Source organism: Elusimicrobium sp. (assembly GCA_015062115.1).
Classification (GTDB): Bacteria; Elusimicrobiota; Elusimicrobia; order Elusimicrobiales; family Elusimicrobiaceae; genus Avelusimicrobium.
In genome coordinates, this window is the sequence record SUVG01000001.1 from 106,646 (window position 1) to 121,874 (window position 15,229).

14 protein-coding genes are annotated in these 15,229 nt (G+C 46.0%); 6 read left to right on the forward strand and 8 right to left on the reverse strand.

Annotated elements, in window-relative coordinates; genetic code table 11:
* Positions 1-7: 7 nt before the first annotated feature.
* Complete coding sequence (gene rlmN, locus E7027_00465) at positions 8-1,030, reverse strand: 23S rRNA (adenine(2503)-C(2))-methyltransferase RlmN (GenBank protein ID MBE6420614.1); 1,023 nt, start codon at positions 1,028-1,030, stop codon at positions 8-10.
* A 133-nt stretch (positions 1,031-1,163) separates the two neighbouring features.
* Between rlmN and E7027_00470 the strand changes: the two genes are divergently transcribed.
* Genes E7027_00470 through E7027_00495 form a run of 6 tightly spaced genes read left to right on the forward strand, consistent with a single transcriptional unit; the run spans position 1,164 to position 6,566 of the window.
* Positions 1,164-2,651 (forward strand): hypothetical protein, encoded by a 1,488-nt coding sequence (locus tag E7027_00470; protein ID MBE6420615.1) that lies wholly within the window; start codon positions 1,164-1,166, stop codon positions 2,649-2,651.
* A gap of 35 nt (positions 2,652-2,686) precedes the next feature.
* On the forward strand, positions 2,687-3,955 hold the full coding sequence (locus E7027_00475) for a phosphopyruvate hydratase (protein MBE6420616.1): 1,269 nt from the start codon (positions 2,687-2,689) through the stop codon (positions 3,953-3,955).
* Between the two features lie 2 nt (positions 3,956-3,957).
* Entirely contained in the window at positions 3,958-4,260 is a 303-nt protein-coding gene (locus tag E7027_00480) for a hypothetical protein (GenBank protein MBE6420617.1), read from the forward strand.
* Between the two features lie 7 nt (positions 4,261-4,267).
* Positions 4,268-4,876, forward strand: coding sequence for an MBL fold metallo-hydrolase (locus E7027_00485; protein ID MBE6420618.1), 609 nt, complete (start codon positions 4,268-4,270; stop codon positions 4,874-4,876).
* The gene (lgt, locus tag E7027_00490; protein ID MBE6420619.1) at positions 4,877-5,665 is read left to right on the forward strand and encodes a prolipoprotein diacylglyceryl transferase; all 789 of its coding nucleotides are present in this window, start codon (positions 4,877-4,879) and stop codon (positions 5,663-5,665) included. It abuts the gene before it with no gap.
* Positions 5,658-6,566, forward strand: coding sequence for an RluA family pseudouridine synthase (locus E7027_00495; protein MBE6420620.1), 909 nt, complete (start codon positions 5,658-5,660; stop codon positions 6,564-6,566). The genes lgt and E7027_00495 overlap by 8 nt, the downstream gene beginning before the upstream one ends.
* 41 nt (positions 6,567-6,607) lie before the next feature.
* Here the strand turns inward: E7027_00495 and E7027_00500 are convergent, their stop codons facing one another.
* The 7 genes from E7027_00500 to E7027_00530 all read right to left on the reverse strand — a co-directional run bounded on the left by E7027_00500 (position 6,608) and on the right by E7027_00530 (position 15,037).
* A complete protein-coding gene (locus E7027_00500) occupies positions 6,608-7,105 on the reverse strand; it encodes a prepilin-type N-terminal cleavage/methylation domain-containing protein (protein MBE6420621.1) in 498 nt (165 codons plus the stop codon).
* 278 nt (positions 7,106-7,383) lie between these two features.
* Positions 7,384-7,965: an inorganic diphosphatase gene (locus tag E7027_00505; protein ID MBE6420622.1), complete on the reverse strand. Its 582-nt coding sequence runs from the start codon at positions 7,963-7,965 to the stop codon at positions 7,384-7,386.
* A gap of 114 nt (positions 7,966-8,079) precedes the next feature.
* On the reverse strand, positions 8,080-11,205 hold the full coding sequence (locus E7027_00510) for an efflux RND transporter permease subunit (GenBank protein MBE6420623.1): 3,126 nt from the start codon (positions 11,203-11,205) through the stop codon (positions 8,080-8,082).
* Positions 11,206-11,214: 9 nt separating this feature from the next.
* Positions 11,215-12,447 carry an efflux RND transporter periplasmic adaptor subunit gene (locus tag E7027_00515; GenBank protein ID MBE6420624.1) on the reverse strand — a complete coding sequence of 411 codons (1,233 nt, stop codon included), beginning with the start codon at positions 12,445-12,447 and terminating at the stop codon, positions 11,215-11,217.
* A 3-nt stretch (positions 12,448-12,450) separates the two neighbouring features.
* The gene (locus E7027_00520) at positions 12,451-13,788 is read right to left on the reverse strand and encodes a TolC family protein (protein ID MBE6420625.1); all 1,338 of its coding nucleotides are present in this window, start codon (positions 13,786-13,788) and stop codon (positions 12,451-12,453) included.
* Positions 13,785-14,441, reverse strand: a complete 657-nt coding sequence (locus tag E7027_00525) for a TetR/AcrR family transcriptional regulator (GenBank protein MBE6420626.1) — start codon at positions 14,439-14,441, stop codon at positions 13,785-13,787. Before E7027_00525 ends, E7027_00520 begins: the two co-directional genes overlap by 4 nt.
* 119 nt (positions 14,442-14,560) lie before the next feature.
* Complete coding sequence (locus E7027_00530) at positions 14,561-15,037, reverse strand: prepilin-type N-terminal cleavage/methylation domain-containing protein (protein MBE6420627.1); 477 nt, start codon at positions 15,035-15,037, stop codon at positions 14,561-14,563.
* Between the last annotated feature and the right edge of the window lie 192 nt (positions 15,038-15,229).

The following is a 15,229-nucleotide window of genomic DNA, read 5'->3' on the forward strand; positions in this document are numbered from 1 at the left end:
TTTTCTCCTATCTTTTTTGTGAGGCTAATTGACCGCACGCCGCCAGGATATCATTTCCCATGCTTTTACGAATCGTTACACCGATACCCATGGCCTTCAAACCGGCCGCAAAATCTTTCACTACGCGATCATCTGTCTTTTCGCCGCGGCCCAAGTTACACGCAATCAAGTTCACATGCAACAAATAATTGTCTTTAATGGAATAAATCCAGTCTGCCAATTTGCGTAAGTGTTCCGGGCGGCTGTTGATGTTTTCGATAACCGAGTATTCCAAAAATACTTGGCGGCCCGTCATGGCAATGTATTCTTCCAAGGCTTTTTTCAAATCGTCCAAATCAAAGCGGCGGTTAACGGGCATAATTTGGCTGCGTTCGGCATTGTCGGCATTATGCAAGGACAGGGCTAAATTGGCCTGGGGTAAATCTACCGCCAATTTATGGAATTTATCGGCAATACCCGAGGTGGAAACCGAAATATGGCGGGCACCGATGTTCAGATAGTCCGGGTTGGACAAATCGCGGGCGGCTTTGATGACATTTAAGTAGTTCAAAAGCGGTTCACCCATACCCATAAATACCACGCTGGAAATTCGTTCGCCCAGTTTTTCCTTACGCACATACTGATACCACATAAGTACCTGGTCGGTAATTTCTTCCTGTGTTAAGTCGCGCTTAAAACCCATTTTCCCCGTACTGCAAAACGAACAGCGAAGCGGACAACCCACTTGGCTGGATACGCACACGCTCCAAGTATCTTGCGGTTTTAATAAAACCGTTTCAATTTGCAGACCGTCTTTGAGCGTTAACAGGGCTTTGGCCACTCTGTCCTGCTGGGAACAGACGATTTTACTTACTTTGAAAGATAAAATAGGGCGATCCTTTTGCAGATTGGCGCGCAAATCAGCCGGCAAAGAAGAAGCCTCTTCCCACGAAGAAATGCCGCGTTTGAAAATAGCATCTTTCACTTGAGCAATGCGAAAATTGGGAAGGCCGGCATCTTTAATATACTGTTTTACATACTCAAAATTCATACTTCTTTCCTCATAATGGGTTTATTCTATTTTACCATTTTCCAAGGGGGCTGACACCCTTTTTCCCTTTATTTTATATTAGTTTTTACCTAAAGATGAAAAAAAACCTCTTTTTTAGTATAATACCTGCACGATGAGTGAAGATATTAAATTTAGTACAGCCGGCTTCCGGGCCGTTACTGCAGACGGGCTAACCGCCCAGTCCGTGCAACGTTTGGCTTACGGGATTTCCGAACATATTTTGGAACATCCTTTTTATGGATTTGAAGGTACCGGGTACCGCAAATACTGCCAAGAACAAGGCAAAAAACCCAAAAAACCCCTCGTACTTGTGGGGTTTGATACCCGCTTTTTGTCCAAACAGTTGGCTTATGTAGCCGCCAATGCTTTGGTGCAAAACGGCATTACGGTAAAAATGGCGGAACTTCCGCTTCCGACCCCGGTGGCCGAGTGGGCCGTTCGCAACGAGTGTGCCGTCGGTGCCGTAGTGGTAACCGGCAGTGAGGCCGAATACTATGTAAACGGGGTAAAATGGATTTCTTATTACGGCGGTATTGCCAATAATGAAATCGTGCAGGATATCGAAAAGCGTATTCCTTCCCCGAGTGCCCAAATCTTAAAAGCCTCTTCTACGGAATTTGGCACCCTTAACGCGGCCGTCAGCGTAACAAAAGACTTACGCAAAACCTATTTTGCCCACTTGGAAAAATTATTAGATGTAAAAGCCCTCAAGAAAGCCAAACTAAAAATTGCGGTAGATCCGCTTTTCGGTACGGCTAAAAACTATTTCCGCGATTTCTTGGAAAAATACGGCATTACCGTAGAAGGTATCCACGAAGGGGAAGATGCCCTTTTCGGCGGAGCGGTTCCCAATGCAGGGCCGGTCAGTTTAACCGAACTTAAAAAACTGGTTACCGGTAAAAAAATGCACTTGGGGATTGCCTGCAACCCGGATTGCGACAAATTTGGACTCATCGATGCCGAAGGAAACTGGGTTTCCCCCAACGAAATTGCCCCCATGCTTTTAGACCACTTGGTACGCAACAAAAAATTAAAAGGACGCGTCTGTAGAAGCGTTATTACTTCCAACCTCATCGACCAAGTAGCCAAGGCAAACGGACTTATGTTACGCGAAACCCCGGTAGGTTTCAAGTACATTACCGAACTGATGATTACGGGCCAATATGTAATGGGCGTGGAAGAATCCGGCGGGCTTGCTATTGCCAACCATATTCCCGATAAGGACGGCCTTTTGGCATGCTTATTGGTGGTGGATATGTTGGCGGTAGAAGGCAAAACGCTTAAACAAATTAGAAAAGAATTTTACAAAAAATACAAACAACTTTTTGACCAAAAAGTCAGTATCCCCAAAACGGAAACGGAGATCAACCGCATCATGGAACGGCTTGATATTCGCCCTCCGCTTTCCATACACAAAACCTCCGTATGGCGTATCGACTCTACGGACGGGTTTAAGTTTATCTTAAAAGGTGGCAGTTGGCTGGCAATTCGCCCCTCCGGTACGGAACGGTTAATTCGTATGTACGCGGAATCTATGGACGAAAAACTGCCGGCTGTGCTCATCAAAGAAGGTAAAAAAATAATAGACAGTATTGTTTAACGGCCGCATTTTGCGGCCAAGGGGGTAGTTGTATTATGGTTCGCATTAAAAAAATAACAGCCCGGGAAATATTAGATTCCCGCGGTTATCCGACTGTGGCGGCAGATGTTCTGTTAGATGATCAAACCACCGGTACCGCTTCGGTACCAAGCGGAGCCTCTACCGGCTCTCACGAAGCCTTGGAACTGCGCGACGGCGGGGCCCGTTACAAAGGAAAAGGCGTCCTGAAAGCCGTAGCCAATGTGGAAAAAATTTCCGCGCGTTTGGCAGGCTTGAACCCGTTTGAGGTGCGCGAAATCGACAATCAAATGCTTGCCTTGGACGGAACGGAAAACAAATCGAACCTGGGGGCCAACGCCACACTGGCCGTATCCATGGCCGTTTTGCGTGCAGGCGCAAACAGCGCCCGCCGTCCGTTATACGAGCATATCCGCGCGGTTTACGGACTAAACGAAAAAGATTTCCTGTTGCCGACCCCGATGCTTAATATCATCAACGGGGGCAAGCATGCCGATTCGGGCTTAGATGTGCAAGAATTTATGATTGTGCCCACCTCGGCCCACACCTTTTCTTCGGCACTCGGGCAAGCCTGCGAAACGTACCACACCTTGCGTGAAGTTCTAAAAAATCAAGGTATGGTTATTGCCGTGGGGGACGAAGGCGGTTTCGCCCCTAAAATTACCCGGCACGAAGAGGTACTGAAAACAATTTTATCCGCCGCCGAAAAAGCCGCTCACCCGGATATGTGCCTGGCTATGGACTGTGCCGCCAGTGAGTTTTTCAAAGACGGGAACTATCATTTTGAAGGCAAAACTTATACGAGCGCCCAACTGACGGATATTTATGCCAAGTGGTGCCAAGCCTATCCTATTTTATCGATAGAAGACCCGTTGCAGGAAGACGACTGGAACGGTTGGCAACAAATTACCCAAAAATTGGGGCAACAAATCAATTTGGTGGGGGACGATTTATTCGTTACTAACCTAAAGCGTTTGCAAAAAGGGATTGAGCAACAAGCCGCCAACTCCATTTTAATCAAGGTCAACCAAATCGGTACGGTTACGGAAACAATTGATGTGATGAATTTGGCCAAACAACACGGTTATTCTTGCATTGTATCGCACCGATCCGGCGAAACGGAGGACACCTTTATTGCCGATTTAGCCGTTGCCACCAACGCCGGCGCCATTAAAACGGGTGCGCCTGCACGGGCCGAGCGAACAGCCAAATATAACCGTTTGCTACAAATAGAGCACGAGTTAAAAGGCAAAGCCTTTTACGCCCAACGCAAAGCATTTAAGTAAACATGGCAAATAAAGTAAAAAAGACAATTCTTCAAAATAAAAAACCACTGCTATGGGCTGTCATCGCCATAGCGGTGGTGCTTCTTTTTTTGGGGAGCAGTTTTCATAGTTTAATTCACAACAAACGGGAAATGCACAAACTTAATGCACAACTGCTTTTACTGGAAAAAGAATACAAACAGTTGCAAGAGCAAATGGAACAGTTGGAAAAGCAAGACCCCAAACTGATAGAAAAAACCGCTCGCGTGCAATACCACATGTTAAAACCGAACGAAATAGAGTTTCGTTTTCAAACCAAAAAATAGGAATTTTATGAATATAGAAGTCATCAATTTAGGGCCCATGGATAACTGCACTTACCTGGTTACACAAGGAGATAGTGCACTACTTATTGATCCGGCTTGGGACATGAATTTTTTGGAACACACCTTGAAAGAGAAAAAATTAAATCTTTTGGCGGTGTTTTTTACTCACGGACATTTCGACCATGTTAAATTTGCCCAAGATTTACTGCAACGCACCGGGGTAAAAGCATATATAGAAGAAAAGGATATCCTTTTATCCGGTATAGATGCGCAATACCTGCACCCCTACTGCGGCAAACAAACCTTTGACTTGGGCCCTTTTCATATCGATATTCTCCCCACTCCCGGGCATACGGCCGGGTGCGTGTGTATCCAAATCGGCAATGCGCTTTTTACGGGGGATACTCTTTTCCCCGGGGCTTGCGGACGCGTAGATTTGCCCACTTCCAATCCGCGCCAGATGCGCCAGAGTTTGCTGGCCCTGTCCAAACTGCCGGAAGATACGCAAATTTTCGCCGGGCACAGTTACGGCGGGAAATGCAGTTCCACCATTGGCTACGAACGCATCAAAAACCCTTTTATGCGTAATGCAATCCGTGATGAGGAAACCCTGTAAATGCACCCGGTACTTTTTCAAATAGGTTCTTTTGAATTGGCCAGTTACGGCGCGATGACGGCGCTGGGCTACATGGCGGCGGCTTTTTATCTGTTGCCGCGCCTTAAAAAAATCAATTTGGATAAAGATACTTTTTGGAACCTCATTTTTATCGCTTTTATGGGGGCGATTATCGGGGCAAAACTGCTGTTTATTATCGTTTCTTGGCACCAGTTGGGAGATTCGTTGGCGGATAAATTGACCGCGATTATCAAAGATTTTCGCTACGGATTTGTATTTTTCGGCGGCATGATTGTGTCGGTTCTTTCCCTTATTTTCTATATGAAAAAGAAAGGGCTTGATGTACTGAAGACTTCTGACTTTATGATTGTAGCCCTGCCGTTGGGGCATGCCTTGGGGCGCATCGGGTGTTTTTTGGCGGGTTGTTGCTACGGAAGACCCACCCAAATGCCGTGGGGAGTTTCTTTTACCCATGCCAAATCGCTCGTTCCGCAAGAACTTTTAGGCGTCCCCCTTCACCCCACGCAACTTTACGAAAGTGCCGCCAATTTGCTTTTGTTCTTTTTATTACACAAACTGTACAAAAAGCCCCACAAAAAAGGCTCTATTCTGTTAATGTATGTGGCGTGTTACAGTTTGCTCCGCTTTGTGATTGAATTCTTCCGCGGGGATTTCCGCGGAGCCTATATTTTAGGGCTTTCGCCCTCGCAAACAATCGCCGTCATCATTTCGCTACTGGCATTTGGCGGGTGGTTGTGGCTTAGAAAAAAGGATATCAAAAATGGCTGAAAAAAAGACCGTTGTATTTACAGGCTATTCCCGCCGACTGGATATTTTCGTTTCCGACGAACTGGAAAACTTTTCGCGTTCGCTCGTGCAAAAACTGATTAAAGACGGCAAAGTAACCGTCAACGGGAAGAAGGTAAAACCCTCTTGGCCTCTTGCCGAAGGCGAAGTGGTGGAAATTGAACTTCCCCAAGCCGGAAGCAAAACCCAATTAAAAGATTTAATTATTCACGATGCCAAAGATTTTTTTGTCATCATCAAACCGGCCGGTATGCTGGTACACCCGCAAAGCCCCATTTGGGAAGAACACCCCGAAACGGTCTTCTCTTCCGAAGAAACTTTGGTGTCTGTTATTTTGGCAAACCCGCCCAAAGGGTTTGATACCTCCATGCCCCGCGCGGGCTTGGTGCACCGTTTAGACCGCGAAACAAGCGGGGTGATGGTTATTGCCAAAAACGAAGAGTTCCAAGCCGAAATGGTGGCGCTTTTCTCCAACCGCGAAGTACACAAAACCTACCACTCCATTGCCTGCGGAGAAGTGCCGGACAATGAAGGTACCATTGATGTGCCGATCGGGCGCGTGGCAGGAGGGAAAATAAAAGCCTCCGAAGTAGGGCGCGAAGCCATTACCGGTTATAAAGTATTAGAACGCAAAAACGGCTTTACTTACATTGAACTTTACCCCAAAACGGGCCGCACCAATCAGTTGCGCGTACATTTAAGTTGGTTGGGATACCCCGTCCTGGGAGACTGGCTTTATAAAGGGGCCACGGCAGACCGCCTGATGCTCCACGCACGGCGCATTGAGTTTAACCACCCGTTAACGGGCAAAGCGTTAAAATTTGAAGCCCCGGTGCCTGATGATTTTATGAGAGCCTGGCACCGCGTAACCGAAAAGAAATAATTTCAAAAACCCCCCAAGTGCAAAACTTGGGGAGTTCTTTATTAAGGCAATCTGTAAATAGTACCATTGCTTGAATTTTCCTCTTTATAAACACCACCTAAACTCTTACAAATTCCTTTACCTCTTTCTTCTCTTCTTATAGCACGACATTGCCGTTCCCCGCCAAGATTTTCTCCTGTATGTTGATAATAAATCACAAGATTTACCCCCATAGAAGAATCTTGAGCAATCACCGCGAGACTCTGGTCCGGATTTAATGATAAAGCCAGATTTTTAGAAGTGTCCCGAATCCAAGGTGCAGTATAACTATCAAAACTGTTGGGCAAGGCAATATCCAATTCGTCCCACTCCTTTGCATATTTCCCATTTGCTAAATAATATAGTTCCTGGGCTTCGGCAATGCCTTTTGCCAACACGAATAGTTGAGAGTACTTCGCCTTATCCACTGCTTTTTGATACTGTGGTAATGCCACCGAAGACAAGATACCAATGATTAACACTACAACTAAAAGTTCTATCAAAGTAAAACCCTTTTTCATACAAAACCTCTTATAAATAAGTTTTCGGCAAACAAACAACACTACAATTCTCCCTGCCTGCCGATTAGGTACATTGTAAGAAAAAAAAAAAACGGGTCAAGCCTTGGGCGAGAAACCCCTTCTTTTCCGCCTTCTTTCGACGGAGAGAGCCACACTGTTTTAGAAATGTTGCTCTTTTTTCTTCAATTAAAAAACAACTTTTTCTTTTTCTGCCACTCAACAAATTAAAAACCCCGACCGCTTATTTGAGCGGTCGGGGTTTAATTCAACGGAAAAATTTATTTGTCGCAGCAAGACGAAAAGTTGCTGTAGTTCACAAATTTTTCTTCGTAAGCGATAAAGGCTTCCTGCAGAATTTTGATAGCAGTTTTTTTATCAAAAATCTTTTCCACCACTACCGTTTTGTTTTCCAGCTTTTTGTAGTCTTCAAAGAAACTCATGGTTTCTACGAGCAAATGTTCCGGAAGTTCGGTAATGTCGGTATAGTGGCTTACATTGGGGTCGCCTTGGGCCACGGCAATGATTTTATCGTCGGCTTCGCCGTTATCCAACATGCGCATAACACCGATGATTTTAGCCGGCACAATGCACAGCGGCACCACTTCGGCTTGGGATAAAATTAAAATATCCAAGGGGTCTTTATCGGCCCCGTAAGTACGCGGAATAAAACCGTAGTTGGCGGGGTAATACACGGACGAATAAAGCACGCGATCCAAGCGCAACAGGCCGCTTTCTTTGTCCAATTCGTATTTAGCGCGGGTACCTTTCGGGATTTCAATAATGCCGTTTACAATATCGGGCAAGGTTTCTTTTTTTCCGGGCGATACATGGTGCCACGGGTTAAAATTATTACCAAACATCTTTTCCTCTCTTTTCCTATAAGTTCTTTAATATTATAGCAGTTTAACAAGGCCCTTCTCTACATAAAAATTCCCCCAACTTTTAACAGTCGGGGGAAGGAAATAAACTATTCACTAATTTTGCGGGGCTTCTTCTTTCTTTTGGTGGCGGTTCGTCCATTTTTCTACCAAGGTTTGTACCAAGATGTAGAACAACGGAATTAAAAACAACCCCGCCATGGTACCCAAAAGCATACCGTAGAACACCGGCACCCCTAAAGCACGGCGGCTGGCCGCACCTGCACCGGTGGCAATAATCATGGGAATCATACCCAAGATGAAGGTAAATGCCGTCATCAGTACGGGGCGAAAGCGTTGGGAAAGCCCGTCCATGGCCGCATCATAAACAGACGCACCTTGGGAGTGTTCATCACGGGCAAACTCCACAATTAAAATAGCGTTTTTGGCAGATAAACCTACCAAAAGCACCAACCCTAATTGAGCATAAATACTCATCGGCAGGTTGGTAATCCACAGCCCCAGCATACCGCCGGCTACGGCCGCTACTACGGACATCAACACCGGCACGGGAATCGTCCAACTTTCGTACTGGGCTACCAAGAACAGATACGCAAACAAAATAGCCAACATAATCAAAATGTTAATTTGCCCTTTGTTTTGTTTTTCTTGGTAACTCATACCGCTCCACTCGTAGGCATAATCGCCGGGCAGAGATTTTAAGATTTCCTCGGTTTTTGCCATGGCTTCCCCGGTGCTTCCTCCGGCTACGGGCGTAGCGCTAATGGAAGCGGAGGGATATTGGTTATAGCGCAAAATTTGGCGGGGCGAAAGAACATAACGCAAATTCACCAAAGAGCGCAACGGCACCATTTCCCCTTTGTTGTTCATCACATACATTTTGTTGATGTTGTCCGGGTTTAAGCGGTATTTGGCATCGGACTGCAAGATAACTTTGTTCACCTGCGTACCGAAGTTCACATCCCCTACATAGGAAGAACCTAAGTAGTTTTCCAAAATGGCGAACACGCTGGAAACGGGCACTTGCATGGCTTCGGCTTTGGTACGATCCACATCTAAATAGATGTTGGGCGTATTGGCCTTGAAGGTGGAGTACGCAAGTTGCATGGAAGGATCCATCATCATTTTGAAGGAAGTTCCTTCCGCCGTGGTAGCCAGGCGCGTATAGTCAAAATCGTTCAACGATTGAATACGCAAATCTAACCCGCCGGAAGTACCCAACCCCGGAATAGACGGCAGTTCAATTACACGGATAGTGGCTTCGGCAATGCCGGCCAATTTGCCGTTTAATTGGTTTACCACCGAGGTTTGGTGCAGGGCGGCATCTTGGCGGTCTTCCCAAGGAGTCAAGGAAACAAACCCGATTGCTACGTTTTCACCGGAGCCGGACATCAAACTGTGCCCGATAATGGTGGTTAAGTCTTCCACCCCGGTCGTTTCACGAATCATGGGCGTAACTTTATTGATAACTTCCTGCGTGCGGGCAAAAGAAGCACCTTCGGGGAGTTGAATATCCATGAGTACAACCCCTTGGTCTTCCACCGGAATAAAAGAGGTCTGCGAGAATTTCAAAAACGCCAAGTTGACCAACACAAAACCCAAGAACAAAATGCCGATAATCAGCAGTTTCCGCGCTACTTTGCGTACCCAGGAGCGATACGTGCGGGCCCCACGCTGTACGGCAAAGTTAAACCAACGAAGCGGGAAAAATTTTGTTTCGTCAATGGGTTTTAACATGGTGGCACAAATTGCCGGAGACAGCGAAAGTGCGTTAAGCGTAGAGAAACACACCGCCAAGGAAATGGTAATAGCGAATTGTTTGTAAATTTCCCCGGTGATACCGCCCAAGAAACAAATCGGCACGAAAATAGCCAAAAGTACCAAGGTGGTAGCAATCAAAGCACCGGAAAGTTCTTCCATGGCTTGCGTAGTGGCCTCCACGGCGGTTTTGCGTTCTTTATTCATTAAGAACACTACGCGTTCCACTACACAAATGGCGTCGTCCACTACTACCCCGATAGCAAGCACCAACCCAAAGAGAGTAAAGGTGTTAATGGAGTATCCCAAGGCCAACATAACCGCGAAAGTACCGAGCAAAGACACGGGAATCGTGGCAGAAGGCACCAAGGTGGCGCGCCAATCTTGCAAGAAGATATAACAAACGAGCACTACCAAAATAAAAGTAATAATAAGCGTCAGTACCACTTCTTCAATGGAAGCATCAATAAATTTAGTGGTATCCATGGCGAATTTGTATTCCAAATCTTCCGGGAAGAATTGGGCCAAACGCTTTAGTTCCGCCTGCACCAACTTCATGGTTTCCATAGCGTTGGCACCGGAGGATAAGTTAATCATCATGGGCACGGCGGTGGCAGCATTGTATTCAGCCGCGTAACTATAAGTTTCTTGGCCTTCTTCCACTTTGGCAATTTGTTTTAAGCGCACCAAACCGCCTTGAGCGTCCGTGCGGACGATGATATCTTCAAACTGGGCGGCATTGTTCAAGCGTCCGTCCGTTTGCAAGGCGTACACCGTCATTACATTATTTGTGGTCGGGCGTGCGCCGATTTTACCCAAAGAAGGTTGGTAGTTTTGGCTGGAAATGGCAGCTTTTACATCTGCAATGGAAATGTTAAGGGCGGCCATTTTATCCGCATCTAACCACACGCGCATACTTTTGCTGGAGCCGAACACCATGGCGTCCCCTACACCGGAAACACGCATCACGTTCTTTTGCACGTTGTTATTTAAGTAGTCGCTGATTTCCAGGGGCGTCATCGTCCCTTTGGGAGAATAGAAAGCCAATACCCCCAAAATGTTGGACGATTTACGGAACACCGTTACCCCTTGGCGGGTTACATCTCCGGGAAGTAACGGAGAGGCCTGGGAAACGCGGTTTTGTACTTTTACTTGGGCCAAGTCCGGGTCGGTACCGGTTTTGAAAGTAATGGTAAGGTTGTAAGAACCATCGGAAGAGGAAGAACTCATATAGAGCATATCTTCCACCCCGTTTACTTTACTTTCAAGCGGAATCCCCACCGTTTTAGCGATTACTTCCGCGCTGGCACCCGGATAGCGGGCAATGACCACTACTTCGGGCGGTGTGATTTCCGGGTACAAAGCAACCGGAAGCGTGAATAAAGAAATGAACCCCGCCAAACACAAGATTAGCGAAATAACAATAGCAAAGCGGGGACGCTTAATAAAGAATTTAGCAAACATAACTGACTACTAGGCCTCCGTACCTGTGGCTTTGGCACTTTGCGTTTCTGCATTGACGGAAGTGGCCAAGGCTTCGGCTTTGGCCGTTTCGCGGGCGCTTAATTGAGCCGCGGTGTGGCTTTCGCTCACATTTACTTTTTGTCCGTTTTGCAGTTTTTGGTGGCCCACCGGAACTACGCGGTCGCCTTCTTCCAAGCCGGAGATAACCACATATTGATTTTCCACGGCATCACCCACCGTAATGTATTTTTGTACGACTACATTTTCGGCGTTGACGGTCATTACATACTGGCCGCTGGCATCTTGCGCTACAGCGGTTTGCGCAATCAAAATAGACGGCATGAATTTAGAAGCACTGACCGTTACATTCACATAGTTACCGGGAATCAATTTGCGGTCTGCGTTGGTGCTTTGGGCATATACCGCCATGGTGGCCGTATCGGCATTGATTTCGTTATCGGTAAACAAGGAGGCGCCGGCAATTTCAATGGTTTCACCGTTCGGCAAAGATACTTGAATATCCGGGTTGCTCGTAAGCAACTGATCCATACCGGCCAAGCGTTCCTTATCCGTTACGGAAAACACCACACGAATCGGATCCATTTGAATTACGCGGGCTAATTTGCTGGAGGCAGCATTGGTATAGTTCCCTTTAGTCATCAAGGCTTTACCCACATAACCGCTAATCGGAGAGCGGACTTCGGTATAAGCCAAATCGAGTTTAGCCAAATCGAAACTGGCTTGGGCTGCTTTCACATTGGCTTTGGCGTTAGCCAAGTTACTTTCGGAAACTTCCAAATCGGCTTTGGAAAGCATTTTTTCTTTGTATAAAGAAAGTTCGCGGTTGTAATCGCTTTCAATTTGTTTCAGCGTAGCTTTGGCTTTTTCCAAAGAAGCTTCAGCCGCGGAAACTGCTGCTTTATAACGGGCTTGATCAATCACAAACAAGACATCGCCTTCTTTCACAAAAGACCCGTCTTTGAAAAGAACTTTATCAATATAACCGGATACTTGGGGAGTAACATCCGAAGCGTTGATAGCTTCCACTTTGGCAATAAAAGTTTTGCCTAAAGCCACCGGGCGCTTATAGACTTTTTCCGTCAGTACGCTGGTTTGGCCGGCCGCGCCGTAGTTCATTTGGGCACCGCCGGAGAGTTTGCCTTTAATCACAAACCCGAGTAATCCCCCCACGAGCAACACGAGGGCATATTTGGTTAAGCGAATAGCAGTTCTTTTTTTCATAAATTAGTATTTCCCTATGCTTCTATATAAGTTGGCTTTGCTCAAAAGTAACGAGTAAAAAGCCGTGATTTTATTTTGGCGGGCATCAGCCAGTTGGGCCACCGCCGTAAGCAAATTGATAATATCGCCTTTTCCCACTTCATAATAGCGGAAGGCTACACGTTCGTTTTCTTCGGCACTTTCCAACACGGTTTGGCTGATTTCATACGAGCGCACGGCCGTTTTGTAGTTTTGATAGGCGTTCCATACTTCGTTTTCCACTTGGCGTTTCAAACCTTCCGTTTGGTTTTTGGCTTGTTTGTACTGATAAGAAGCCTGTTGCGTTTGATACACGGTAGAAAAACCCGAGAAAAGCGGCCAAGAAAGCATCAACCCGGCAGATGCGTCCGTTTTATAGGGACTGCTGTATTTCCAATTATCGTTGTAAGAAGCCGAGGCCACCGCACTTAACTTAGGAAGGAAACCCGTTTTAGTGGCTTGCAAGTTTTCTTTGCTGGCTTCTGCCGTGCTTTCCTGCGCGTGAATTTCCGGGCGATTTTCCAAGGCAAGTTGCATTAGTTCTTGCACATTATCGTTTTCGATTTGCACGGTTTTATCGTCAAATTGGGGTTTGGCTAAGCGAATTTGAGCATCGGGCGAAAGGTTCACAAGCACCGCCAAAGCACCGCTGAATTGTTTTACGCGGTTCTCCGCCTGAACAACCGTTAAAAGGGCTTGTTCGTAGCGGGTTTTGGCTTGTAATTTATCACTCAAAGATACCATGCCCAATTTGTAGCGTTTTTTGGCTTCATCGTAAGATTGTTTATAAGTATCCAAACTGGCATTGGCACTTACCAAAGATTCTTGCGCGGCAAGCAAATTCAGGTAAGCGGTTTGAACGGAAAGCACCATTTCTTGCAGGGCCGCATTGTAGGCGAAGTTGGCGGCGTCCAAATAGGCGCGCGTACGACCGATGCGAGACCCGCGCCCGCCGAAATCAAACAACAGCCACGAGGCTTCGGCTTTGCCGGAGTACGGTTCTTGTTGGGCATAGGAAGCACCTTCCAGCCTTTCCCCTACAATATTACCCGTACCCGTCAAGGTAATACTGGGCAAGTATTCCGAGCGGGAAGACCCCAACCCGGCTTCACTTGCTTTTACCCCCATATACTGCGCCGCCAAAGACGGATTGGTGCAAATGCTTACTTGGATTAAGTCTTCCAAATTCATTTCTTCGGAAGTTACATCTTTATCCACGCACCCCTCCGGCGGACGAACGCTATAGGCACCCAGTACATCTAACGCCGTACCGGGTAGTACGCAGCAACACGCTGCCAGCACTAACAGATATTTTTTCATCATGCGTTTGTTTCCTTTTCTACTTTATAAGATTCTAAAATCGCACATGTATTTTTCCACACGATTTTTTTAATGAGTTCTCTTAATTCCGGGGTATATTCCCGTTTTTTAAGCGAGTGCAGAACAACAAAGCGACCGAAATCGGACTGGTAAACCTGAGAAAAAATGGTATTGGCCAAAATCACAAGTTCGCCCGAGTTTTTTTCAAACCCCGTCAAGCGGGAAAGAATTTGATACAAAATTTCATTAAAGCGGGTTTTATACTCAAGTAAAATTTCTACCAAATCTTTACTGGTCTCCATATCCGCATGGCGGAAAATTCGTTCCAAAAGAACCGTCCGGCGGGAAAACACCAATTCCAACATCCGTTCTTGGATTTGCTTAAACAGGCTTAACATTTCTTCACGAGAAAAAGAAGAAATATCCGTGGGAAGCACTATCCCCTTTTCTCCACCGAACATCCACTCGTTTGTTTGTTCCACCAAATAACGAATCGTTGCCAAGTACAAACCGCGTTTATCGCCAAAATGGTAGTTAATAGCGGCGATGTTTACATCGGCCTCTTCCACAATTTGGCGCACGGAAGTACCCGAAAACCCGTTCTGGGCAAACAGGTGGGCGGCCGTCTGTAAAAGTTTAACTTGAGTATCTTTCATACAAAAATTCCTTTTTCAAGTAATAATATTATAGCACATTTTTCAAACAAACGTTTGATTTATTTAAGGTTAGAAAAAACCCCACCGGGTTCAGGTGGGGTGCACAAATTTAGAGATGCTTACAATGCATAGCAAGTATAGTCAGAAGATACACAGGGGACAACAGTTGTAGAAAAACTTTTGCATAAATTATTTGCTTCAGCATCTGAAACAGGGGCTGCACAAACCAGTTTTTCTGTATCTAGATAATAGTTAATTCTCCAAGTGAAATTTCCATTTTTTATATATCTCCCCACAACAAAGGGTCGAATCATCTCAGGGTGAAGAACCTCGTATGTAAAATGGCCATTAGAAAAAGTACTTCCCGTGGGGTTACCCGGCATACTGATATCCAAATCCTCAAAATTTCGCGCATAAGTTCCGTTTGCCATATAATAAATTTTTTGCGCATCAGCAATACTTTTGACCAAAGTCATGGCTTGGGTAGCGCGAGATTTTTCCACGGCGCGCGTGTATTGCGGCATAGCCACCGCAGATAAGATACCAATGATTAACACTACGACCAAAAGTTCTATCAAAGTAAAACCCTTTTCCATACAAAACCTCTTATAAATAAGTTTTCGGCGAGAAAACAACACTACAATTCTTTCTGCCTGCCGATTAGGTACATTGTAAGAAAAAAAAAAAACGGGTCAAGCCTTGGGCGAGAAACCCCTTCTTTTCCGCGCTCTTTCGACAAGGGTAGCCACACTGTTTTAGAAATGTTGCCCTTTTTTCTTCCATTAAAA

Coding starts and splice junctions, on each gene's coding strand:
- E7027_00475 (MBE6420616.1), top strand. CDS start 2,687: ATGGTTCGCATTAAAAAAATAACAGCCCGGGAAATATTAGATTCCCGC.
- E7027_00470 (MBE6420615.1), top strand. CDS start 1,164: ATGAGTGAAGATATTAAATTTAGTACAGCCGGCTTCCGGGCCGTTACT.
- E7027_00505 (MBE6420622.1), bottom strand. CDS start 7,965: ATGTTTGGTAATAATTTTAACCCGTGGCACCATGTATCGCCCGGAAAA.
- E7027_00515 (MBE6420624.1), bottom strand. CDS start 12,447: ATGAAAAAAAGAACTGCTATTCGCTTAACCAAATATGCCCTCGTGTTG.
- E7027_00530 (MBE6420627.1), bottom strand. CDS start 15,037: ATGGAAAAGGGTTTTACTTTGATAGAACTTTTGGTCGTAGTGTTAATC.
- E7027_00495 (MBE6420620.1), top strand. CDS start 5,658: ATGGCTGAAAAAAAGACCGTTGTATTTACAGGCTATTCCCGCCGACTG.
- E7027_00520 (MBE6420625.1), bottom strand. CDS start 13,788: ATGATGAAAAAATATCTGTTAGTGCTGGCAGCGTGTTGCTGCGTACTA.
- lgt (MBE6420619.1), top strand. CDS start 4,877: ATGCACCCGGTACTTTTTCAAATAGGTTCTTTTGAATTGGCCAGTTAC.
- rlmN (MBE6420614.1), bottom strand. CDS start 1,030: ATGAATTTTGAGTATGTAAAACAGTATATTAAAGATGCCGGCCTTCCC.
- E7027_00480 (MBE6420617.1), top strand. CDS start 3,958: ATGGCAAATAAAGTAAAAAAGACAATTCTTCAAAATAAAAAACCACTG.
- E7027_00500 (MBE6420621.1), bottom strand. CDS start 7,105: ATGAAAAAGGGTTTTACTTTGATAGAACTTTTAGTTGTAGTGTTAATC.
- E7027_00510 (MBE6420623.1), bottom strand. CDS start 11,205: ATGTTTGCTAAATTCTTTATTAAGCGTCCCCGCTTTGCTATTGTTATT.
- E7027_00525 (MBE6420626.1), bottom strand. CDS start 14,441: ATGAAAGATACTCAAGTTAAACTTTTACAGACGGCCGCCCACCTGTTT.
- E7027_00485 (MBE6420618.1), top strand. CDS start 4,268: ATGAATATAGAAGTCATCAATTTAGGGCCCATGGATAACTGCACTTAC.